At 65.8% G+C, this 21,129-nt stretch carries 20 protein-coding genes; 6 read left to right on the forward strand and 14 right to left on the reverse strand.

The window, feature by feature from the left end:
• From fliI to fliF, 4 genes are read right to left on the reverse strand one after another with little or no spacing between them, the layout of a single operon-like run.
• Nucleotides 1–1,563, reverse strand: coding sequence for a flagellar protein export ATPase FliI (gene fliI, locus CEY05_RS00670; protein ID WP_369825862.1), 1,563 nt, complete (start codon nt 1,561–1,563; stop codon nt 1–3).
• On the reverse strand, nt 1,560–2,294 hold the full coding sequence (fliH, locus tag CEY05_RS00675) for a flagellar assembly protein FliH (protein ID WP_088595476.1): 735 nt from the start codon (nt 2,292–2,294) through the stop codon (nt 1,560–1,562). Before fliH ends, fliI begins: the two co-directional genes overlap by 4 nt.
• Nucleotides 2,287–3,294 carry a flagellar motor switch protein FliG gene (gene fliG, locus CEY05_RS00680; protein ID WP_088595477.1) on the reverse strand — a complete coding sequence of 336 codons (1,008 nt, stop codon included), beginning with the start codon at nt 3,292–3,294 and terminating at the stop codon, nt 2,287–2,289. The genes fliH and fliG overlap by 8 nt, the downstream gene beginning before the upstream one ends.
• A complete protein-coding gene (gene fliF / locus CEY05_RS00685) occupies nt 3,284–4,978 on the reverse strand; it encodes a flagellar basal-body MS-ring/collar protein FliF (RefSeq protein ID WP_088595478.1) in 1,695 nt (564 codons plus the stop codon). Before fliF ends, fliG begins: the two co-directional genes overlap by 11 nt.
• A gap of 302 nt (nt 4,979–5,280) precedes the next feature.
• Between fliF and fliE the strand changes: the two genes are divergently transcribed.
• Complete coding sequence (fliE, locus tag CEY05_RS00690; RefSeq protein WP_088595479.1) at nt 5,281–5,622, forward strand: flagellar hook-basal body complex protein FliE; 342 nt, start codon at nt 5,281–5,283, stop codon at nt 5,620–5,622.
• 141 nt (nt 5,623–5,763) lie between these two features.
• Nucleotides 5,764–6,870 carry a bifunctional diguanylate cyclase/phosphodiesterase gene (locus CEY05_RS00695; protein WP_158219227.1) on the forward strand — a complete coding sequence of 369 codons (1,107 nt, stop codon included), beginning with the start codon at nt 5,764–5,766 and terminating at the stop codon, nt 6,868–6,870.
• Between the two features lie 147 nt (nt 6,871–7,017).
• Here the strand turns inward: CEY05_RS00695 and CEY05_RS00700 are convergent, their stop codons facing one another.
• From CEY05_RS00700 to CEY05_RS00730, 7 genes are all read right to left on the reverse strand, one after another.
• Nucleotides 7,018–7,878 (reverse strand): flagellar brake protein, encoded by an 861-nt coding sequence (locus CEY05_RS00700; RefSeq protein ID WP_088595481.1) that lies wholly within the window; start codon nt 7,876–7,878, stop codon nt 7,018–7,020.
• Nucleotides 7,875–8,261 (reverse strand): EscU/YscU/HrcU family type III secretion system export apparatus switch protein, encoded by a 387-nt coding sequence (locus tag CEY05_RS00705; protein ID WP_088595482.1) that lies wholly within the window; start codon nt 8,259–8,261, stop codon nt 7,875–7,877. The genes CEY05_RS00700 and CEY05_RS00705 overlap by 4 nt, the downstream gene beginning before the upstream one ends.
• Complete coding sequence (locus CEY05_RS00710) at nt 8,258–9,706, reverse strand: flagellar hook-length control protein FliK (protein ID WP_088595483.1); 1,449 nt, start codon at nt 9,704–9,706, stop codon at nt 8,258–8,260. The genes CEY05_RS00705 and CEY05_RS00710 overlap by 4 nt, the downstream gene beginning before the upstream one ends.
• Nucleotides 9,703–10,050 carry a flagellar protein FliT gene (locus tag CEY05_RS00715; RefSeq protein WP_088595484.1) on the reverse strand — a complete coding sequence of 116 codons (348 nt, stop codon included), beginning with the start codon at nt 10,048–10,050 and terminating at the stop codon, nt 9,703–9,705. The genes CEY05_RS00710 and CEY05_RS00715 overlap by 4 nt, the downstream gene beginning before the upstream one ends.
• Nucleotides 10,051–10,104: 54 nt before the next feature.
• Complete coding sequence (fliS, locus tag CEY05_RS00720; protein ID WP_088595485.1) at nt 10,105–10,527, reverse strand: flagellar export chaperone FliS; 423 nt, start codon at nt 10,525–10,527, stop codon at nt 10,105–10,107.
• A 6-nt stretch (nt 10,528–10,533) separates the two neighbouring features.
• Nucleotides 10,534–11,952 carry a flagellar filament capping protein FliD gene (gene fliD / locus CEY05_RS00725; RefSeq protein WP_088595486.1) on the reverse strand — a complete coding sequence of 473 codons (1,419 nt, stop codon included), beginning with the start codon at nt 11,950–11,952 and terminating at the stop codon, nt 10,534–10,536.
• Nucleotides 11,953–12,109: 157 nt separating this feature from the next.
• On the reverse strand, nt 12,110–12,505 hold the full coding sequence (locus CEY05_RS00730; RefSeq protein WP_088595487.1) for a flagellar protein FlaG: 396 nt from the start codon (nt 12,503–12,505) through the stop codon (nt 12,110–12,112).
• Between the two features lie 169 nt (nt 12,506–12,674).
• Here CEY05_RS00730 and folC point away from each other — a divergent pair, with 169 nt between their 5' ends.
• The 4 genes from folC to purF all read left to right on the forward strand — a co-directional run bounded on the left by folC (nt 12,675) and on the right by purF (nt 17,085).
• Nucleotides 12,675–14,045 (forward strand): bifunctional tetrahydrofolate synthase/dihydrofolate synthase, encoded by a 1,371-nt coding sequence (gene folC, locus CEY05_RS00735; RefSeq protein ID WP_088595488.1) that lies wholly within the window; start codon nt 12,675–12,677, stop codon nt 14,043–14,045.
• A 90-nt stretch (nt 14,046–14,135) separates the two neighbouring features.
• Complete coding sequence (locus CEY05_RS00740) at nt 14,136–15,029, forward strand: SPOR domain-containing protein (RefSeq protein ID WP_088595489.1); 894 nt, start codon at nt 14,136–14,138, stop codon at nt 15,027–15,029.
• The gene (locus CEY05_RS00745) at nt 15,026–15,514 is read left to right on the forward strand and encodes a CvpA family protein (protein ID WP_088595490.1); all 489 of its coding nucleotides are present in this window, start codon (nt 15,026–15,028) and stop codon (nt 15,512–15,514) included. The genes CEY05_RS00740 and CEY05_RS00745 overlap by 4 nt, the downstream gene beginning before the upstream one ends.
• Nucleotides 15,515–15,567: 53 nt before the next feature.
• On the forward strand, nt 15,568–17,085 hold the full coding sequence (gene purF, locus CEY05_RS00750) for an amidophosphoribosyltransferase (RefSeq protein ID WP_088595491.1): 1,518 nt from the start codon (nt 15,568–15,570) through the stop codon (nt 17,083–17,085).
• Between the two features lie 69 nt (nt 17,086–17,154).
• Here purF and CEY05_RS00755 read toward each other — a convergent pair whose 3' ends face one another.
• The 3 genes from CEY05_RS00755 to CEY05_RS00765 all read right to left on the reverse strand — a co-directional run bounded on the left by CEY05_RS00755 (nt 17,155) and on the right by CEY05_RS00765 (nt 21,111).
• Nucleotides 17,155–17,628, reverse strand: a complete 474-nt coding sequence (locus CEY05_RS00755) for a disulfide bond formation protein B (protein WP_088595492.1) — start codon at nt 17,626–17,628, stop codon at nt 17,155–17,157.
• A gap of 49 nt (nt 17,629–17,677) precedes the next feature.
• A complete protein-coding gene (locus CEY05_RS00760) occupies nt 17,678–18,373 on the reverse strand; it encodes a MarC family protein (RefSeq protein ID WP_088595493.1) in 696 nt (231 codons plus the stop codon).
• Nucleotides 18,374–18,504: 131 nt separating this feature from the next.
• Nucleotides 18,505–21,111, reverse strand: coding sequence for a [protein-PII] uridylyltransferase (locus CEY05_RS00765; protein ID WP_088595494.1), 2,607 nt, complete (start codon nt 21,109–21,111; stop codon nt 18,505–18,507).
• Nucleotides 21,112–21,129: the final 18 nt, after the last annotated feature.

Here is a 21,129-nt window from a genome sequence, read left to right on the forward strand (position 1 = left end):
TCAGGCTCCCGGGCCGAAAGTGGCCTGCAATTGCTTGATGGCGATGTCGTAGTTGACGCTGTCGCCGACGTTTTGCTGCAGGAAGGCTTCCAGGCGCGGATATCGCGCGATGGCGTCGTCCAGCGCCAGGTCATGCCCGGGCGCATAGGCGCCCACGGCGATCAGGTCGCGGTTGCGCTGGTAGCGCGACAGCACCTGCTTGAAGCGGCGCACCATGGCGAACTGTTCAGTGGTGATCAGCGAATTCATGGCACGCGAAATCGACGCTTCGATGTCGATCGCGGGGTAGTGGCCGGCCTCGGCCAGATGGCGCGACAGCACCACGTGGCCGTCCAGGATGGCGCGGGCCGAATCGGCGATCGGATCCTGCTGGTCGTCGCCTTCGGCCAGCACGGTATAGAAACCGGTGATCGATCCCGCCTTGCCGCTGGGGCCGGGCGAGCCCATGCCCGCGCGCTCCACCAGGGCCGGCAGCTTGGCGAACACCGAGGGCGGATAGCCCTTGGTGGCCGGCGGCTCGCCGATGGCCAGGGCGATTTCGCGCTGGGCCATGGCGTAGCGGGTCAGCGAATCCATGATCAGCAGGACATCCAGGCCCTGGTCACGGAAATGTTCGGCGATGCGGGTGGCGTAGGCCGCGCCTTGCAGCCGCAGCAGGGGCGACACGTCGGCGGGCGCCGCCACCACGACCGAGCGCGCCAGGCCGTCGGGACCCAGGTTGTGCTCGATGAATTCCTTGACTTCGCGGCCCCGTTCGCCGATCAGCCCCACCACGATGACGTCGGCCTTGGTATAGCGCGCCATCATGCCGAGCAGCACGCTCTTACCCACGCCGGAACCGGCGAACAGGCCCATGCGCTGGCCCCGGCCGACGGTGAGCAGGCCGTTGATGGCGCGCACGCCGACGTCCAGCACCGAATCGATGGGAGCGCGCGACAGGGGGTTGATAGGCAGGGCGGCCAGCGGCGCGGCCTCGGCGCCGTGCAAGGGGCCGAGGTCGTCCAGCGGGCGGCCGGCGCCGTCCAGCACGCGGCCCAGCAGGGCATTGCCCACCGGCAGGTGGCGGCCCAGGGCCGGCTTGGCGTTGCCGTTCAGGATGGCTTTGCGCGGCAGCGGAATGGTCCGTTGCAGCGGGGGATCGCCCGGCATCACGCGAGCGCCAGGCGGCAGGCCGGAAATATCCGCCTGCGGCATCAAATAGAGCGTATGGCCGTCGAAGCCCACGACCTCCGCCTCGGCATAATGGTCGTGGCCGGGGGCGATCTCGATCCGGCAGGCCGCGCCCACGGGCAGGCGCAAACCGGTGGCCTGCAGCACCATGCCGGTGGCGCGGGTGACACGGCCGACGGCCAGCCACGGGTCCGTGGCGTTGGCACGCACCGAGCCGATCTGCAACTGGATGGCCCAGCGATCGGCCACCGGCGGTATCACTGGCTTGCCGTGGATGGCCCCGGCCTCGGCAGCCGCTTCCGTAGTGGCGTCGATAGCCGTTTCAGCAGCCACGCCAGGGGCGGCTTCCGCACGCTTCCCTGTCGCGGCAGCGGGTTGGCCGGTCGCCATCATTCGTCCTCCAGCGGCATGTCGCGGCCCAGCGAGGCGGCGACACGGCGCCAGCGCGTCTGCAGGGTGGCGTCGATGTCGCCCAATGAGGTCTCGGCGCGGCAGCCGCCGCGCGTGATCGATTCGTCAGCGAAGGCGCGCCAGTGGCCCAGTTTGAGGTCTTCGGCCAGATGCAGGCGCACCAGTTCCAGATCGTCGGGATGCAGCCACAGGCGCAGGGGGGCGGACGCGCCCGGGTTCATGTGCAGCACTTCGCGCACGGCGGGCAGCAGCATTTCGGGGTCGGTCGCCAGGGTAGTGCGCAGGACTTGGCGCGCGATGTCCAGCGCCAGCGTCAACAGGGATTGGCCGGTCTTCTCTTCCAGCACCGTCAGCGACGCCGCGGTGGCTTCGGCCAGCTTGCGCAGGCGGGCGGCCTCGGCGGCACCCTGTTTGCGCGCCTGTTCCAGGCCTTCCTTGTAGCCGGCGTCGCGGCCTTCGCCCAGGCCTTCGTCATAGCCCCGCGCGCGGCCTTCGGCCACGCCCAGGTCGTAGCCTTCCGCGCGGCCTTCGGCCAGGCCTTGCTGGTGACCCTGCTGGCGCGCCTGTTCGCGCACCACGGCGGGATCGGGGCCGCGGTCGACGATTACCGGCTCCGCATCGCGGGCATCCTGTTCCTCGAACGAAGCCATACGCCAGCGCCGCCATGATTCTGTATCGGCGTAGGGCGCCTTGCGGGCCTCGTAATCAGACATACTCGTCGTCCCCCTGGCCGCCCAGGACGATCTGGCCGCTTTCCGCCAGGCGGCGGGCGATCTGCAGGATCTTCTTCTGCTCGCCCTCGACCTTGGACATGCGGATCGGACCCTGTGCTTCCAGGTCCTCGCGCAGCATTTCGGCGGCGCGGCTGGACATGTTGCGCAGGAACTTGTCGCGCAGTTCCTCGACGGCGCCCTTGAGGGCGACCATGAGGGTGTCGTTGTCGACTTCCTTGAGGATGAGCTGGATGCCGCGGTCTTCCACTTCCAGCAGGTTGTCGAAGACGAACATTTCGTCGACGATCTTCTGCGCGAGGTCGGCATCGCGCTCGCGCAGGCTGGCCACGACGCTTTCCTCGTCGGCCGAATTCATCATGTTCAGAATCTCGGCCGCGGTCCGTACCCCGCCCATCTTGCTGCGCTTGGCGCCCTGGCCGGCCAGCACCGCGTTCAGCGTCTCGGTCAGCTCGGCCAGCGCGGTCGGCTGTACGCCGCCGAAGGTGGCGATACGCAGCATGACGTCGTTGCGCAGGCGTTCGCCCAGGCGTGCCAGCACCGAGGAAGCGCGGTCGCGTTCCAGGTGGACCAGGATGGTGGCGATGATCTGCGGGTGTTCGTCGCCGATGAGTTCGGCCACGGTGTGGGGGTCGAGCCAGTTCAGGGCATCGATGCCGCTGCCGCCTTCGCCGGCTTCCAGGATGTCTTCGATCAGGCCCGCGGCGCGATCGCTGCCCAGCGCCTTGGTCAGGACGGAACGGATGTAGTCGTCCGAACCCAGGGTGACGGCGATGAACTGGTCCGATTCCTGGCGGAATTCTTCCAGCACCGTGGCGACGTCCTCGCGGGTGACCTGCTTCAGGCTGGCCATGGCGCCGCCGACCTGCTGCACTTCGCGGGCCGTCAGGAACTTGAAAACCTCCGCCGCGGCGTCTTCGCCCAGCGACATCATCAGCACGGCAGCGCGCGTCATGCCGTCAATGGGGGTCTCATTTGCCATCTTTGCTCATCCAGGTACGCAGGACCATGGCGACGGCGCGCGGATCCTTGTTTGCCATCTCGCGGGCACGACGCATGTTTTCCTCGAAGCGGTCCATTTCCTTGGCGCGGGCCACATCCTGAGCCTCGCGCAGCGCTTCCTGGCGCTCCAGTTCGGCCACTTCGGGGTCGATTTCGGGCGGACGCATGTAGCGGTCGTACATCGGCCGCAGCAGCGAACGCCAGACCCACAGCGCGGCGATCGCCAGCAGCAACCAGCCCAGGGCCGTCTTGGCCATGGCGATGTTGTCGGGATCCTTCCACAGCGGCACGGCCGGCTCGACGTCGTTGAACTGGCTGTTGACCACGTTCAGCGAGTCGCCGCGCGCTTCGGAGTAGCCCATGGCTTCCTTGACCAGGGTGGTGAGCTTGTTGAGCTCGTCCGCTTCCATGGCCTTGGGCTCGCCTTCCTTATTAGGCAGATAGTTGATGACCACCGCCACCGACATGCGCTTGAGGTTGCCCACCGGCGCCTTGATGTGGCTGATGGTGCGGTCGAGCTCGTAATTGGTGGTGGCATCGTTGCGTACGCTGCTGGGACCCTGCGTCTGCGTCGTCGTGCCGGCACCGGTGGTGCCGTTCGCACCGTTGGCACCCTGGCCTTGCTGCTGCCCGGGTTGCCCAGGGCGCTGCGGCTGTTGGGGCTGCTGCGGGTTGACGATGGGCGCGGTGGGACCGGCCGGCGGCTGGTTCGTCAGCGCGCCCGGCACGCCTTGCGCGGCGCTGCCACCGTTCTGGGTGGCGTCGCTGGTCTGCTTGCTGCGCACCGCGGCCTGGCCGGGATCCTGGTTCGGACGGTAGGTTTCCTGGGTTTCTTCGCGACGCGAGAAATCCATGTCCGCGCTGGCCTGGGCGTGTACGTTGCCCGGGCCGACCAGCGGATTGAGGATGGAGAGAATGCGTTCGACCGCGCGCTGTTCCGTTTCGCGCACATAGCGCAACTGGTCGGCATCCATGCCGCGGCCTTCACCCGCGGGCTGCGACAGCAGGCGGCCGTTCTGGTCGACAATCGACACATTGTTGACCGTCAGCTCGGGCACGCTCGACGCCACCAGCCAGGCGATCGAGGAGACCTGGCCGTCACCCAGGCTGCGGCCCGGGTACAGATTCAGCAGAACCGACGCGGTGGGGGCCTGGCGATCGCGCACGAACAGCGTCTGGCGCGGGATGGCCAGGTGCACGCGGGCGTGTTGCACCGTGTTCACCGACTCGATGGAGCGCGCCAGTTCGCCTTCGAGGGCGCGCTGGTAGTTGATCTGTTCAGTGAACTGGCTGGCGCCGAACTTGTTCTGATCCAGCAGTTCGAAGCCGACCGAACCGCCGCGGGGCAGGCCTTGTGCGGCCAGCTGCAGACGCGTGTCGTAGACCTTTTCCTGGGGCACCAGCAGGGCCGTGCCGCCATCGTTGAAGCGATAGGGCACGTTCATCTGGTTCAGGGACGCCACAATGGCACCCCCGTCGCGGTCGTCCAGATTGGAGAACAGCACTTTGTAGTTCGGGTCTCGGCTCCACATGGTCGCGGCGACCACCAGAGCGGCGACCGCGGCGATGGCGCCGATCAGCGCGGGTTTAGGAATCGCGCGCAGCCGTTCCAGCACGGGGAATCGGGCCATGAGGGAGGAGGATAGAGTCGCCTGCTGATTCATCGGATGCCCCCGCTCGCCGTGAGGCGCGAGTGACGGGGAATGCTGAAGGTGGGCAAGTTACACATGCAACGTGCTTCTGGTCTGGGAGCGTGGATTATTGCCTTGTATGCGACAAGCCCAAATGCCGAAAAAACCGCATTTTTGGTGCTATTTGTTTTCTATGAGTACCAAGCGCTATGACCATTGGGTCAAGCTGGCGAAATATCGGGATATTTGCCGTCATTTGTCGGCTATGCGCGACAGCATGAGGCGTTAGTCTTGCGAGCATTCATAAGCGTCCCTGACAATAAGGAAAACTTGCCATGGCAGTATCCGGAATGACTGGCATCGAATCCATGCTCGCGCAGATGCGCGCGGTAGTGCATGCCGCTGAAGGCGGAAGCGCCACTTCGTCTGTCGGCATGGCTTCGAATCCAGCCGCTGGAAGTTTCGCTACCGAACTCAAGGCATCGCTGGAACGTGTATCGTCGGCACAGATGTCGGCGAAGGCGCAAGCCAGCGCCTATGAGTTGGGTGCGCCCAATATTTCACTGAATGACGTAATGATCGACCTGCAAAAAGCGAATATCGGTTTCCAAACCGCGGTGCAAGTGCGCAATCGCCTCGTGGCGGCATACAAGGAAATCTCGTCGATATCGGTGTGATACTTGCTATCTTGTGCAAGAATCCAGGCGCTGCGGCACGCTTCGGACTAATTCCGTTATCGCCGTTTACGGTGTGCGATGCTTGACACTCTTACATTGCTGGTCGTAGCCGTAATCCAATTCGAGATAATTGGCGTCACGATGCTGATGACCTGGTTCATTTCCCGGCGTGCCCGGGGAGTGCTGGGCGGCGGCGGTGGCGTTGCGGTGGTGGTGGCCTTGTGCCTGCTGCCTGCCTGGTATCTATGGGATACCGGGACCGCGACCATTGCTGGTTTTCATTGGATACTGCTTACGCTCATTGTGCTGGTTCCCACCGGCATACTGCTGTTTTTGGCCATCCAGCTGGTACGCTCGGAAGCCATCCTGCGGACGGTGCGCATTACGCGCAGCGGCCAGAGCGTGCTTGGCCTGTCCCAGGTGGCCGACGCCGAAGCCCTGGAAGACGACCTGCGCGAAGCCATGCAGGAAGCCGGCCAGCTGTATGTGCACTATCAGCCTATCTATAGCGCCGAGACGCGTAGCGTCGTGGGTTTCGAAGCGCTGTTGCGCTGGAACCATCCCGTGCGCGGACTGGTTGCGCCCATGCAGTTCATTCCGCTTGCCGAACAGACCGAACTGATCGTGCCCTTGGGCGCCTGGGTCCTGGAGACCGCCTGCGCGGAAGCCGCGACCTGGCCCGAGCCCTGGTATCTGTCGGTCAACCTGTCGCCGGTGCAGCTGGAAAAGATCCATCTCGTGCGCGAAGTGCGCGGGGCGCTGGACCGCACCGGCCTGGCCGCCGAACGGCTGGAACTGGAAATCACCGAAGGCGTGCTGGTGGCGGCCGAAGGCGGAGAGATCTCCCGCCTGGCGGAATTGCGCCGCGCGGGTGTGCGCATCGCCATCGACGATTTCGGTACGGGTTATTCCAGCCTGGGCTATTTGCGCCAATTGCCGTTCGATACCATCAAGATCGACCGTTCCTTCGTGCGCAACCTCGAAAGCGATTCCAGCGCGCAGGCGATTGTCGGTACCATCGTCGAGTTGTCGCGCCGCCTCAATCGCGAGATCGTCGCCGAAGGGGTGGAGACCGAAGGGCAGTTCGCGATCCTCAATGCATTGCAGTGCCATCGCGTGCAAGGCTGGCTATTGGGCAAGCCCATGCCACCGGAGGAAATCGCCTCGACCTACTTCCCCCCGTTGTTGCAGGAAGGCGCCGCGGATCGCGTGCTGTCGTGGGCAGAGAATCCCGGCGCGGCAGAATAAGGCCTCCCGGGGGGGGGCGGCACCGGCTGGCGCGGTGTCCCCGATCTTCGGCGTTCTTCCGTCAGGCCGGTTCGATATGAAACGACAAGGGCGGCCACATGTGGGCCGCCCTTGTCGTTTGCGGGTTGACCGTTCGCGCTGACGCCGTCAGTTAGGCACCGCCCGTGCCTTTTCCAGCCGCCAGACCACCTGTTGCAGCCAGGTCTCCTGACGGCCATCCAGGATCAGAAAGGCCGCGCCGATGTGGGTGAGGGGATCCTCGCCCTTGGCGCGCGCGGGCGTTACCGGCGCGGGTTTCGGCGCCACTGCCGGCGCTGCCGCCGCCGCATCATCCGCCTGTGCCGCCTCTTCGTCCTGCGCCGGCTTGAGCGGCTGGCCCGCCAGGGGAATCAGCGTGCGGATTTCCAGGTCGGTGGTGATGTTGCCAAAGTCGCCGAAGTCCAGGTAGACGTCTTCCATCTTCGACCCCGGAGCGGGCAGATCGGCGACCGCGCGATTGATGCGCAGTCCGACACCATCCACGGAAATATCTCGCAGCGTGAACATGGTGGGCTTGGCGCCGGGTGTCGAGCGCCAATGGCCGCCACAGCGCACGCTGTTGCCGGAGATCGACGCGCGGAACATCTTGCGGCGCTGGATGCGCGACAGGCGTTCCGGATAGGGCGATACCAGCGCGGCGCTGCCGTCGCCGAAGTTCACCACTTCGGGGCGCGGCACGCGGAAATGGATCTGCACGCCGCCGTAGCCATTCGCATGGAACTGCAGCACGCTGCTTGAACGCAGGCCGTTGGCGTCGCTTTTGTCGAAGTCGGCGCCGGCGTAATCGCGCGGCCGCCAGAAGAAATGGCGGGTCTGCTTGTCGGCACCCAGCACGACGACCGCCATTTCGCGATCGGCGGCATCGCGCACGAGGATCTGGCATTCCGGGTGGGTCAGCTCGAACAGGGCGGAGCGGATTTCTTCCGGGCGCGTCAGCAGAAAATCGGGATCGGACTCTTTGGGGCTCATGATGCTTGTGGGTTCTCGCCGACGGGGGGATGCGCGTTTTCGGGGGGGGCCGAGCGTTGGGCCATGCCAGCGAGCAGGGCATGCTTGGCCGCTTCGGCGCCACCGGACTCGACTCGATACAGCCAGGCCAGCAATTCCGCCACCGCGACGTACAGTTGCGGGGGGATTTGCGCGTCCAGATTAACCTGCATCAGCAGGCCCACGAGCTCGGGTGATTGGTGGACGTACAGGCCGTTCTCTTGCGCCGTGCGGATGATGGTGTCAGCCAGGGTACCGTAGCCCTTGGCCACCACGCGCGGCGCGGCTTGCGTGTCGTCATAGGACAGCGCAACGGCAACCTGGCGTTCGGCGCCGGCATCCTGCTGCTTGGTGGCGGCGTTCAAAACAATTCCTCCAGGGCCGGTGCATGCGCGGCCACCGTCAGGTCGGACAGGGTCAGCCCGGCGGCATGCATGCGTTGGCGCAGCGCGATGCCGGCCTGGGATATTTCGGTGTCGCTTTGCGGCGCGACGATGTTCATGACCAGCTGGTTGCCGGCCAGGTTCATGCGCACTTCCACCGTGCCCAGGCGGGGCAGGTTCAGCACCAGGCGCGTAGCCCAGCTTTGGCCGGCTTCCACTGGATTGCTGCCCGGTATCGTGTCGTCCTGCTCACGGCGGATTTCCCACCACATGGGCGCGCCTTGCCAGGCCGTGCCTTCCCAGGCCAGGGTCTGGTTGGCGAAGACTTCCAGCTGCTGGCGCACCAGCAGCGCGGCGTCCGGATGGATGCCGGGCGGCGTCGTCGGCGCCTGGCCGGGCTGCGAGCCGGACCACGTGACGGCGGTGCCGTGGGTGGGCTGGCCATCGGCCTGGAAGGTCATCGGCGATGACGTGGTGGGCAGGCCGAAGCGCAGATTGTCCGCCAGCAGCGAACGGTTTTCACCGGCCGGATTGATGCGCGGCATGACGTCCGGATTCAGGCGGGCTTGCGGCTCGCGCGCCAATTCAGCGGCGTCGCGTTGGCCGAAGGCCATGTCGGCCAGATGCGATTCGTAGAACAGGCCGCTCTGCTGCAGGGTCTGCTTGAGCGCCTGCGCCAGCTGGGCCGGCTGCGGGCCGGCGCCGGGCATGGCGGGCGCGCGGCTGGCCAGTGTCGCCAGCGCGGCATCGGCCAGGCGGGCGCGGCTGGCGGCAGCGGCCTGTGCACCGGCTTGTGCGCCGTCGGCGCCCTCGGCGGCTTCGCCTGCCAGGGCGGCCGTGTTGGCACGCGTGGCCGCGGCTTCGTCCTGCGCATCGGCGGCACCGGCCTGGCCGGCCGGATTGCCGGCGACGCCGCGGCCATTTGCATTCGCGGTTGCGTTTGCATTCGCGGCCGCTGTTCCAGCCGCCGGCGCCGAGGCAGGAGCCTGGCCGCGCGTCGCCCCGCCACCTTCGGCCTGGCCGTCGGGGGTGTCCAGCGCGCCTTCAGGGGCGTCCTCGCCTTCGGCCCAGAGCGCATTCTTGCCGGCCAGCGCCGGCGCGGTGTCCGGGTACTGCGCCAGCAATGTCAGGATGGTGCGAGCGGTCTGCCCCAGGATGGTGGGGGCCGAACCGGTAATGTCGGCGCTGAGATAGCGCGCGCGCGTGGCGGCATTCAGTTCCGCCTTGGCGACGATTTCCTGAATGGCCTTGTTCTGCGGGCCTTGCTGAGTAACGTCCCCGTCCGCGCCGATATCGACGGCGCTGCCCGGCGGGGTGACGGCGTCCAGGCGCGTATTGTCCTTGCCCTGCTGTGCCAGCTGGGTTCCAAGAACCGCATCCAGCCGCTGCACCAGTACCGAACTGAGCGCGGTGGGACCGATGCTCATATGGCGCGCGCCTTAAGGCCGCCATAGGCGCGCAGGGCACCTTGCTGGCGCTTCATGCGGCCCAGCAGGTCGCTCATGCGCGCCAGTTCGGGCATGGCCAGGTCACGCGTATGCGCATCGTTTTCCAGGATCTGGACCAGCATGTCGTGCTTCAGGCGGCGCTCGTCATCGTCCAGCGGTTCGCTGATGCCGATGTGGCGAAGCCGTTCCACGACCTCGCAGTAGGACTGTCCATGGGTCAGGACACTGTTCCAGTCTTCTGTTCGCGCCGCGTTGAGCATCGAAGCAGTTACGGCAACGATCTCCCGATAAAGCTCCAGTATCTGCGGGGAATGGGCAGTCATAAAAGACCTTGTGCCGGTCGGCGGCGTAATTCTTACTAGTGTGGATAAAACAACTTATACGGCGGCGGCGGGTTGATCGACCGCCGTCTGCCAGGCATCTTGCAGATCGGCCAGCAGGCGGTCGGCCTCGTCCAGCCCGGCCACGTCACCCTTGATGTTGGCGGTGACGAGTTGACGCAGGATGTAGTCGTAGAGGGAATCGAGATTGGCGGCCAGCTTGTCTTCCTGGGGATTGGCCAGGGCCTGCTTCAGTCCTTCGTCGACCAGGCGCATGGCGTGGCTGATGGAGCTGGCGCGGCCCGTCACATTGCCTTGTTCCAGGTGTTGCTTGGCCTGGCCGATAGCAACCCGCGCGCCACTATAGAGCAGGGAGATAAGCCGTTCCGGCGAGGCGCTGAGGACCTGGGTCTCCAGGCCCACGTCCTTGTAGGAACGGACCGAATAGGTAGCGTCGGGGCGGCGGGATGCGTAAGACATGATGGCTTATGAAGTCGATTTGGTCAGCGCTTCGAACTGCTGGGTCAGGTAGCTGCTGGTGCTGTTCATCTGTGCGACGAACGCGTCCAGGGCAACGAACTGGGCGCGCATGGTGGCGATGTCGGCATCGATGCGGTCCTTCCTGCTGTCGTAGGTGTCCTGCAGGGAGTCGTACGTCGATTGCAGGCCGTCCGTACGGTTGTCGATCAGGCCGCCGGTCTGCAGTATCGAGGTGGTGGACGTGGTGAACGTCGCGCCCAGGCCGCTGGTGCCGAACAGCAACGTCTTGACGTCGTCGGGGTGGTTGACCAGCGCCTCCGTCATGACGTTGACGTCGAGCTTCAGCGTGCCGTTCTTGGCATCGGCGTCCGTGGTGATGCCCAGATCGGCCAGGGAGGCGATGTCGCCGCCGCTGTTTGTCACGCGCAGGGCGGCCGCCAGCGACTGCTGGATGGTGCGTACCGTGCTGTCGCCGGTCAGCACCGACCCGCTCTCGGACGTCGTGTCGTAGGCGGTGGCGGTGGAGATCAGCGAGGCCACGGTGTTGTAGGCCGTGACGAAGGACTGGATTGCGGTGGCCTGGGCCGTCGTGTCGGTGGTGATGCGCAGCGAGCCGGCCGTGTCGGTGACTTCGTTCAGCGTCAGCGTGATGCCGTCGATGGCGGAATCCACGGTGTTCGAGGCGCTGGTCACCACGATGCTGCCGTTGATGGTGATCTGCGCGTCGGTCGCCGGGTCGCCCACGCGGCTGACGTTGGAGCTGGTGACGCCGCTGCCGTAGTTCAGCGCGGTCGCCAGGGTGGCGTTGCCGGTCACGTTCAGGCCCGTCACGGCGGCCTTGGTGCCCGTCGCGCTGGACGTGATCATCAGGTAGCTGTTGCCGCTGCCATCGTTGATGATGGAGGCCTTGATGCCCAGCTTGCTGTTGCCGTTGATGGCGCTGGCGACGCCGTTGAGCGACGTGTCGCTGCTCAGGTCGACCGAAGCCGTGGTGCCGTCGGCCAGCGTGACCGTCAGCGAGCCGCCCGTGCCATTGGCATCCGTGCGGCTGCTGAAAGCGCCGGTCTTCAGCGTTTCCGCGGTGGCCAGCGCGTCGACCTGGATGCTGTAGGTGCCCGTGATGGCGCTGGACTGGGCGGTGGCGGTGAAGCCGTCGCCCGTCACGACGGCCTTGGCCGCGTTATACGTATCCGCGCTGGTCAGCGCCTTGGCGGCGGTCTGCAGCGTCGAGATGGCACTCTGGATCGTCCCATAGGCGGTGATCTTGCTCTGGATCTCGCTCTGTTGGGTCTGGATATTGGTAAGCGCTACTTCCTCGTTCGCCTGCAGCTTGTCGAGGATGTCCTGCAGGGGAAGGTTCGACCCTGATCCCAGCGACGAGACGGCGGGGAGGGCGGCGCTGGAAGTTGAACTGGTTGTAGCCATGGAAGTTTCCTTCTTTAGATGCGTATTCTGGCAAATTCCCGGAACTGCCTATGCCTCGGGAAATGGGCATAACTCGGTCTAGTTTGGCGCTTTCGTACCGCCTGCGCGCGCCCGGCATCGGCCCGGGGCGGCAACGCCTGCACGAAGGCGTCCGGTGTCAGGCCGAGGTCCTGATGGCGGAGCCCTGGAATTCAGTGATCATCTTGGCGATCTGCAGGACGGTTTCACTGGGTATCTTCTTGATGGTGTCCCCGGTTTTGGTGTCCTTGATCGAGACGACCACGCGCTTGGTGTCCTCATCGATGGAGAAGGACATCTGGGTGGACCAGGCTTCCATCTGCTCGTTCATCTTGTCCAGGGCCTGATCGATGGGCAGCTTGCTGGCGCCCTGGCCGGACGTGGACGTGTCCGTGCTGCCATCCTTGGCCGCGGCGCCGATGGGCAGGACGGGGATGTCCGCGGCGACGGCAGCGGTGGGCGAGGGGACCTGCGCGGGTGCTACGGGGGCTTGCTGCACGGGCAGGGCCGCGGTACCGATAGGGCTGACAGCCATAAAGACTCCACTTACGCTGCGTCGCGTCGACGCGTTGATCTGGTTTTCCGTACTGCATAACGGCATCCTGAACAGGAACTTTAGGGGGATGGCCGTGCTCGGGTTTTCCCGCCTCAGGGCTGCTAAAATTCGCGGGCCCGATTTCGTCCCGCCTTTGTGTTGCGCCTTGATGTCATCCGACCTTTCATCCAACGTTCCACCCAACTCGTCATCGAATTCCCCGACGAATTCGCGACTGGATGCCTCCAGTTCGCTGGCCGCCTGGCTGGCTTACCTGGAAGCCCTGCATCCCAAGACCATAGAGCTGGGCCTGGACCGCGTGCGCGCCGTCGCCGAACGGCTTGGGCTGTCCCTGGATTGCGTGAAGATCGTGGTGGGCGGCACCAACGGCAAGGGTTCGACCTGTGCCATGCTGGAAGCCATCCTGCTGGCGGCCGGTTACCGGGTCGGCCTGTACACCTCGCCGCACCTGATCGATTTCAATGAGCGCGCCCGCGTCAACGGTGAAATCGCCAGCGACGCCGCCCTGGTCGAGCAGTTCGTCGCGGTCGAAGCCGCCAGGGGCGATACGTCGCTGACCTATTTCGAATTCTCCACGCTGGCCATCCTGCGCCTGTTCGCTGGCGCGCGGCTCGATGCGGTGGTGCTGGAAGTGGGCCTGGGCGGCCGCCTGGACGCGGTCAACCTGGTGGACGCCGACTGCGCCATCGTTACCAGCGTGGACCTGGACCATACGGATTGGCTGGGCGATACGCGGGAAAAGATCGGCTTTGAGAAGGCCCATATCTACCGCGCGGGCCGGCCTGCCATCTGCGCCGACCCCGTGCCGCCGCAGACCCTGCTGGACCATGCCGCCGCCATCGGTGCCGATCTGTGGCTGTTCGGCCGCGATTACAACTACTCCGGCGATCGCCAGCAGTGGAATTACGGCGGGCGCGAGCAACGCCGCGGCGCCTTGGCCTATCCGGCATTGCGCGGCGCCAACCAGTTGCTCAACGCCTCCGCCGCGCTGGCGGCGCTGGAAGCCCTGCGTGAACGCATCCCGGTGCCGCAACAGGCCGTGCGCCTGGGGCTGTCGCAGGCGACGCTGCCCGGCCGGTTCCAGATCCTGCCCGGCCAGCCCACGGTAATCCTGGACGTGGGCCACAACCCGCACGCCGCCGCGGTGCTGGCGCAGAACCTGGACAATATGGGCTTCCATCCGTATACCTACGCGGTATTCGGCATGTTGGGCGACAAGGATGTGGCCGGCGTGGTGGCCAAGCTGGCGGGCCGTTTCGACCACTGGTATTGCGCCGGCTTGCCGGGCCCGCGGGGCGGTTCCGGCGAGGGGCTGGCGCAACAGGTACGCGCGGCGCTACCCGCGCCGGCGTCCGAATCGGCCAAAGGAGAAGAGGCCGTCGGCATTTCCGCCTGCACCGACGCGGTCGAAGCCTATGCGCAGGCCCGTGCCCGGGCGGGCGAGGGTGATAGAATCGTGGTGTTTGGATCTTTCCTTACCGTGGCCGCCGTGCTTCAGTCGCTGGGCCGGAAATCCTAGTCCGGCATGGCCTTGAAATACGCGATGCCGTCTCGAAATACAGCTCAGCGCCGCAGCTTATGCGCGCCGACTGCAAGGAATTAGCTCTTCATGGGTTTGTTTACACGGAAAGACCCCGCCCCCGACGCTTCCGCGGGCAAGCCACGTCCATCCGTATCCAGCGAAGCGCAAGCCGCGCAATTACGCGCGCGGGCGCGTCGCCGGTTGGCCGGCGCCGTGGCGCTGGTACTCGCGGCGGTGATCATTCTTCCCATGGTGCTCGATTCAGAGCCTGCCCGCGTCAGCGACGACATTCCCATTCGCATCCCGGATCGGGGCTCATCCTACCAGCCGTCCGTGTCCGATCCGCAGGCGGCCCCGCCGCAGTCGGCCGACGCCGGCCAGGGTGGCAACGTGGCGCAACCGCCCGTGCCCGGGAATGGCACGGGTGCAGCGGGTGGGAACCCCGCGGGCAATGTGGCGGGTAGCGGCGCGGCCCAGGGCAATGGCGGCCAGATCGCCGCGGCGCCTCCGGTCACCGAGCCCACGCCGGGGACCCCGGCGCGCCAGCCCGCGAGTCGGCCTGAAACCCGGCCGGAGCCGACGCGTCCGGAAAGCCGCCCGGAATCCAAGCCGGAAAACAAACCCGAAACCAAGCCGGCCGCCAAGCCGGACGTGCAGCGTACCGATGACGGCGCGCGTGCCATGGCTTTGCTGGAGGGCCGTTCCGTCCCGCCCAAGGCGCCGGCCAAGCCGGCTGCCGATGCCAAGGGCAATTTCGTACTGCAGGTGGCGGCTTACACGTCGCAGGCGGACGCCCAGGCGCGCCGCGACAAACTGCATGCGGCGGGTGTGACCAATGCGTTCCTGCAGGAATTCACGGCCGGAGGCAAACAGCAGTACCGCTTGCGCGTGGGCCCGTTCCCGTCGCGCGAGGCGGCCCAGGCTGCCCAGGCCAGGTTGCGTACGCTGGGTTATGACAACGGCTTCATCGCTGCGCAGTGACCGGCTTCGATTTCGTCTTGCTGGCGATCCTGGGCGTTTCGGCGCTGCTGGGGCTGGTGCGCGGCCTGTTGAAGGAGGTGCTGTCGCTGCTGGCGTACGGCCTGGCCTTCGTGGCGGCGATCTGGTGGGGGCCGACGGTTTACGGCTGGCTGGCCAGCATGATCGAGACCACCATGCTGCGCATGGGCGTGGCGTATGCGGCGGTGTTCATCGTGGTGCTGCTGCTGGTGGGATTGGTCAATATGACGCTGGCGGCGCTGATACGCACCACCGGCCTGACGCCGGCGGACCACGGCCTGGGTGCCTTGTTCGGCTTGCTGCGGGGTCTGCTGATCGTGCTGGTGCTGGTCGCCGTCGCTGGCTATACGCCGCTGCCGCAGGAACCGTGGTGGCGCGACGCGATGTTTTCTCATGCGGCCACAGAAGCCGTCATACATACCAAGAGCTGGCTGCCGCCGTCGTTGGCGTCATTGCTGCCTTATTGAATGCGTTCGAGGCAACGCATCCCTGAACGCATTCGGATCAACAGGAAATTGCCATGTGTGGAATCGTAGGTGTCATGGGGCGCGGCCCCGTCAACCAGTTGCTCTATGACAGCTTGCTGCTGTTGCAGCATCGGGGTCAGGATGCGGCGGGGATCGCCACCGCGCAGGGCAACCAGTTCAATATGTACAAGGCGCATGGCCTGGTGCGGGACGTGTTCCGCACCCGCAACATGCGTTCGCTGCCGGGTACCAGCGGCGTCGGCCAGGTGCGTTATCCCACCGCCGGATCGAGCGATTCCGAGGAAGAGGCGCAGCCCTTCTACGTCAATGCGCCGTTCGGCATCATGATGACCCACAACGGCAACCTGACCAACTGGCGTGAGCTGCGCGAGTCGCTGTTCCGCGTGGACCGTCGCCACATCAACACCAATTCCGACTCGGAAGTGCTGCTGAACGTGCTGGCGCACGAGCTGCAATCGGCCGCCAATGGCGTTTCGCTGGATGACGACGCCATCTTCCGTGCCGTCGGCTCCGTTCACCGCCGCGTCAAGGGCGCCTATGCGGTGATCGCGCAGATTGCCGGCTACGGCCTGCTGGGCTTCCGCGATCCCAACGGTATCCGTCCGCTGTGCCTGGGCCGCACTGAAACCGACGAGGGCGTCGAATGGATGCTGGCGTCGGAATCGGTGGCGCTGGAAGGCAGCGGCTTCAGCTTCGTGCGCGACATCGCGCCGGGCGAAGCGGTTTTCATCGACCTGGACGGCCGCATGGTCAGCCGCCAGTGCGCCGAGAACGCGCAATTGGTGCCCTGCATTTTCGAATACGTGTACTTCGCCCGTCCCGATTCGCTGATGGATGGCGTGTCGGTCTACGACGCGCGCCTGCGCATGGGCGAATACCTGGCCGACCACGTCGCCCGCAGCCTGCGCCTGGGCGACATCGACGTGGTGATGCCGATTCCCGATTCCTCGCGTCCGGCGGCCATGCAGCTGGCGGCCCGCCTGAACCTGGACTATCGCGAAGGCCTGATCAAGAACCGCTACGTCGGCCGTACCTTCATCATGCCGGGCCAGGCCGTGCGCAAGAAATCGGTGCGCCAGAAGCTCAATGCCATCGGCATGGAATTCAAGGGCAAGAACGTGCTGCTGGTGGACGACTCCATCGTGCGTGGCACCACCAGCCGGGAAATCGTCGACATGGCGCGCGCGGCGGGCGCCAACAAGGTGTATTTCGCGTCGGCGGCGCCTCCGGTGCGCTATCCCAATGTGTACGGCATCGACATGCCGACCCAAAAGGAACTTATCGCCACCGGCCGCAGCGATGAAGAAATCGCCCGTACCATCGGCGCCGACGCGCTGGTCTACCAGGACCTGAAGGATATGCAGCAGGCGGTGCGCGACCTGAACCCGGCGATGGCCCGCTTCGAAGCATCCTGCTTCGACGGCGACTACGTTACCGGCGACATCACGCCCGAATACCTGGAACGCCTGGGCCAAAGCCGCAGCGAGAATTCCGACCCGGAGAGCGGCGGCCTGCAGTTCAACATGGGCTACGCCGCGAACGACGCGTAATCGGTCAGGCAAAGCAGAAAGCAAAATGGGACGCCCATCTTGAAGATGGGCGTCCCATTTCTTTTCCGATCATGCCCGCTTGAACAGTGCCGCCAGTGACAGCAGTGCCAGCACGACGAACAAGGCCAGGCTCCACAGGGCGTATTCCACGCCCAGCACCTTGACCACGGCTTCCGCGCAGGTGGCGTAGGCGCCGAAGACTTGCGGCAGCAGGGTGTCCAGCCCCAGGCTGGCAATGAAGCGATCAGCGAAAGTCTGGGCGCAGGACAGCAGCTTGGACGCCACGGTGTATTGGTAATACGCGGCCCACACGCCGCAGGCGGCCAGCGCCAGGCCCAGCAGGGCTCCCAGGCGGCGCAGCACGCCGCTCCCCAGGGCCGTGAGCAGGCAGACCACACCCACCGCCAGATAGATCAGGCGCTGCAGCACGCAGTAGGCGCAGGGCTGCATATCGAACACGTATTGCGAAATCAGCGCCACGCCGACAGCGGCGAAGGACAACAGGGCAATCAGGATCAACAAACGTCGATTGGAAGCGAACATGGGGTTCCTACGTGGGGTGGCGCCTGGAGGGCAATGCCATGAGAGCGCCTTAGTGCGTCCGGAGTTCCAGAAGCACGCCGAGCAACAGCTCATGGACGCCGTCCCAGACGATTTGCACGCCCAGGCACAGCATGATGAAAGCAGACAGGCGCATGAACACGGAGGTGCCACTCTCGCCCAGCCGGTAGAGAAATTGCGCCGCGAAGCGCAGGCAAATATAAAGAATGAACGATACCAGCAAGACGCCGGGTAGCGAGCCGGCCAGGCGCACCAGGCTGGCCAAATGGTTCTGGTCACGCAACTGGGCGCCCACCGTGATGGCGGCGGCGATCGAGCCCGGGCCGCAGCTGATGGGAAAGGTGAGCGGATAGAAGGCGCGCGCCTTGGCCATTTCCGGCGTGAAGGATTCGGCCATGCGGGCGGCGCGTTCGTTGCCGCCGTCGGCGGAGTTGACCAGGCGCCACGCGCTGGCGATCACCAGCATGCCGCCGCCCACCCGCACGATGGCCAGTGACAGACCGAAGAAGGACAGCAGCACGTTGCCGGCCACCATGGCCACGATCAGCATCAGGGCCACGTTGACGGCCACGCGCTTGGCCAGCGCCAGGCGGGTGGCGCTGGACGCACCTTCGGTCAGGGTCCAGAAGATGGGGGCGATGGACGGCGGATTCAGGAAGGGCAGCAGGGTCGCCAGCGCGAACAGGAAACTGCGGCTGAAAACCAGCACATATTCGTTCGTCAGCATGGCCGGCAGGCTCTCTTCTTGGAAACCCCGGATTGTATGCGGGCCAGGCTATCCATGGATGGGCAGAAGGGGGCGGCGGCGCGGGCTATTTTGCGTCCATTTGTCGCAACCCCCTGCGGCAACCGTGCAATTCAGGCGGCCGCCTTTTGCGTGTTCTCACCCGCCAGTGCTTCCTGCACGTCCTTTTCAAACTGCATTTGCGTGCGCGGCCGTTCCAGTGCCGTGCCCTCCAGGATGAAAACGTCCTCCACGCGGTCGCCCAGCGTCATCACCTTGGCCATCTGCAGATTGACGGCGTGGCGCGCGAACACGCGTGCCAGCGCGTGCAACAGGCCGGACCGGTCGGTGGCGGTCACCTGCAGGCGCCACGACTTGCTGCGCTCGTCCGGTTGCAGTTCGACCTGCGGGGGCACCGGGAACATGCGCGACATGCGCGACAGGCGCGCACGGCCATACACCGCGCCCTGCGTAAGCGGCGCCTGGGCAGCCGCGCGGGCATCGCGCAGGCGCTCGGCCAACTCGTGCTCGACCAGGGTGGCCTGGGCGCGCAAGTCCTGCTGGCCGTCCGGCAGCAGCACGATGAAGCTGTCCAGTGCGTAGCCATGCCGGGTGGTATGGATGCGCGCGTCCTGGATGCTGAGCGACCGGGCGTCGAAGAAACCGCAGATCACCATGAACAGTTCAGGCACGTCGCGCGTGTAGACCATGACCTGCAGGCCTTCGCCCTGTTCGGTGGGGCGCGCCTTGACCACGGCGTCCGCGGGCGCGGGGCGATGATAAAGATGGCGCGTGTGCCAGGCGATGTCGGACGCGTCGTGGCGCAGGAAGTAGGCCACGTCCAGTTGCTTCCAGAACGCTTCGCGGGCGTCGTCGCGCAGCCCGGCCAGGCGTGTCAGGCGCGCGGCTTCGGCCTTGCGGTCGTTCAGCACGGTATGGGCGTCGGCCTGGCCGCCGCCCAGTGCGCGCAGCGTCAGCCGATAGAGGTCTTCCAGCAGCTTGCCCTTCCAGGCGTTCCACACCTTGGGGCTGGTGCCGCGGATATCGGCCACGGTCAGCAGGTACAGGGCTGTCAGGTGGCGCTCGTCGCCCACCGCGGCGGCGAAATCGCGCACCACGTCGGGATCGGACAGGTCGCGTTTCTGCGCCACCGTGGACATCAGCAGATGCTGGCGCACCAGGAACTCGACCAGCTCGGCATCGGCCGGCGCCAGGCCGTGATCGTGGGCGAAGCGACGCACCTCACGCGCACCCAGTTCGGAATGGTCGCCGCCGCGGCCTTTGGCGATGTCATGGAACAGGGCGGCTACATACAGCAGCCAATTATTGTCCAGTTCGGCAATCAGCTGGGTGGCGAGCGGATATTCCTGCGCGTGCTCGGGCATGGTGAAGCGGCGCAGATTGCGGATCACCTGCAAGGTATGCTGGTCCACGGTATAGACGTGGAACAGGTCGTGCTGCATCTGGCCGACGATGCGCCGGAACACCGGCAGATAGCGCGGCAGGATATTCAGCATCGTCATGCGGCGCAGTTCGTGCACGATGCCCGCGGGCTGCTGCAGGATCTGCAGGAACAGCTTGCGGTTGACCGGATTGCGGCGGAACTGCGCATCGATGCGGTCACGCGCATGCCAGATGGCGCGCAGGGTGCGTGCCGACATGCCCTTGAGCTGCTGATGCTGCTGCATCGTCAGGAAAGCCCGCAGCAGCAGGGTGGGATTGCGCTCGAAAGCGTCGTCCAGAATGATGTCCAGGCGGCCGTGCAGGCTGCGGAAATCGTCATCGATGGGCTGCGCGTCCTCGGCGGGGCGGGGGAACAGCCTTTCCTCGATGTTCTGCACCAGGATGGTATTGAGCTGGGTCACCAGGCGCGCGGCCCAGTAATAGCGCTGCATCAACAATTCGCTGGCGCGTCGTGTCGCGTTGGCCTTGATGCCATAGACCTCGGACAGCGCCGGCTGCAGGTCGAACAGCACGCGGTCCTCGCGGCGCTTGGCCAGTAGGTGCAATTCGATGCGCAGGCGCTTGAATGCCTGTTCGGCCTTGCGCAGGTCGCGCGCTTCGGACTCGGTGAGCAGGCCGGCCTTGGCCACCTCGCGCCAGCTTTCGCCGAAGCCGGCCGCGCGCGCCATCCACAGGATCACCTGCAGGTCGCGCAAGCCGCCGGGCGACTCCTTGCAGTTGGGTTCCAGCGCGTAGGGCGTGTCCTGGTAGCGCGCATGGCGCTGCTGCATCTCGATGCGCTTGGCGCGGAAGAACACGGCCGGGTCCAGGCGCGCGTGCATGGCGGCGTCGAAACGCTTCATCAGCGGACGGCTGCCCGCCAGCCAGCGCGATTCCAGCAGCGCGGTTTCCACCGTGATGTCGGCTTGTGCCTCGCGTTCGCAGTCCTCGATGGTGCGCACGCTATGGCCCGGTTCCATGCCCAGGTCCCACAGCGCCGCCACCAACTGGCCGATGGCCTCTTCGTCGGCCGCGGCGGGCGGGTGCGGCAGCAGGATCAGCAGGTCGACGTCGGAATAGGGATATAGCTCACCACGGCCATAGCCGCCCACCGCCGCCAGCGTGGCGCCGGCGGGCAGGGGGCATTGCTTGACCAGGTCCCGCAAAACGTTGTCCGTGATGCGGCGCAATTCATGCAGCAGCGTATCGGGCCGCTCGTGCTCGCGGAAGGCCTCGATGGCTTTCTGACGGCTTTCGCGCAGGCGCTCGCGTAGCATCGGGATGTCCGTGGCGGTCATGGTATATCGGTGAGTCGG

Origin of the sequence: Achromobacter sp. HZ34, from assembly GCF_002209485.1 — a bacterium.
Taxonomy (GTDB): Bacteria; Pseudomonadota; Gammaproteobacteria; order Burkholderiales; family Burkholderiaceae_B; genus Bordetella_C.

What these genes read in the sequence shown, in the direction of transcription:
- fliI (WP_369825862.1), bottom strand. Translation starts at nt 1,563, where the DNA reads ATGATGGCGACCGGCCAACCCGCTGCCGCGACAGGGAAGCGTGCGGAA.
- fliH (WP_088595476.1), bottom strand. Translation starts at nt 2,294, where the DNA reads ATGTCTGATTACGAGGCCCGCAAGGCGCCCTACGCCGATACAGAATCA.
- fliG (WP_088595477.1), bottom strand. Translation starts at nt 3,294, where the DNA reads ATGGCAAATGAGACCCCCATTGACGGCATGACGCGCGCTGCCGTGCTG.
- fliF (WP_088595478.1), bottom strand. Translation starts at nt 4,978, where the DNA reads ATGAATCAGCAGGCGACTCTATCCTCCTCCCTCATGGCCCGATTCCCC.
- fliE (WP_088595479.1), top strand. Translation starts at nt 5,281, where the DNA reads ATGGCAGTATCCGGAATGACTGGCATCGAATCCATGCTCGCGCAGATG.
- CEY05_RS00695 (WP_158219227.1), top strand. Translation starts at nt 5,764, where the DNA reads ATGCTGATGACCTGGTTCATTTCCCGGCGTGCCCGGGGAGTGCTGGGC.
- CEY05_RS00700 (WP_088595481.1), bottom strand. Translation starts at nt 7,878, where the DNA reads ATGAGCCCCAAAGAGTCCGATCCCGATTTTCTGCTGACGCGCCCGGAA.
- CEY05_RS00710 (WP_088595483.1), bottom strand. Translation starts at nt 9,706, where the DNA reads ATGAGCATCGGTCCCACCGCGCTCAGTTCGGTACTGGTGCAGCGGCTG.
- CEY05_RS00715 (WP_088595484.1), bottom strand. Translation starts at nt 10,050, where the DNA reads ATGACTGCCCATTCCCCGCAGATACTGGAGCTTTATCGGGAGATCGTT.
- fliS (WP_088595485.1), bottom strand. Translation starts at nt 10,527, where the DNA reads ATGTCTTACGCATCCCGCCGCCCCGACGCTACCTATTCGGTCCGTTCC.
- fliD (WP_088595486.1), bottom strand. Translation starts at nt 11,952, where the DNA reads ATGGCTACAACCAGTTCAACTTCCAGCGCCGCCCTCCCCGCCGTCTCG.
- CEY05_RS00730 (WP_088595487.1), bottom strand. Translation starts at nt 12,505, where the DNA reads ATGGCTGTCAGCCCTATCGGTACCGCGGCCCTGCCCGTGCAGCAAGCC.
- folC (WP_088595488.1), top strand. Translation starts at nt 12,675, where the DNA reads ATGTCATCCGACCTTTCATCCAACGTTCCACCCAACTCGTCATCGAAT.
- CEY05_RS00740 (WP_088595489.1), top strand. Translation starts at nt 14,136, where the DNA reads ATGGGTTTGTTTACACGGAAAGACCCCGCCCCCGACGCTTCCGCGGGC.
- purF (WP_088595491.1), top strand. Translation starts at nt 15,568, where the DNA reads ATGTGTGGAATCGTAGGTGTCATGGGGCGCGGCCCCGTCAACCAGTTG.
- CEY05_RS00755 (WP_088595492.1), bottom strand. Translation starts at nt 17,628, where the DNA reads ATGTTCGCTTCCAATCGACGTTTGTTGATCCTGATTGCCCTGTTGTCC.
- CEY05_RS00760 (WP_088595493.1), bottom strand. Translation starts at nt 18,373, where the DNA reads ATGCTGACGAACGAATATGTGCTGGTTTTCAGCCGCAGTTTCCTGTTC.
- CEY05_RS00765 (WP_088595494.1), bottom strand. Translation starts at nt 21,111, where the DNA reads ATGACCGCCACGGACATCCCGATGCTACGCGAGCGCCTGCGCGAAAGC.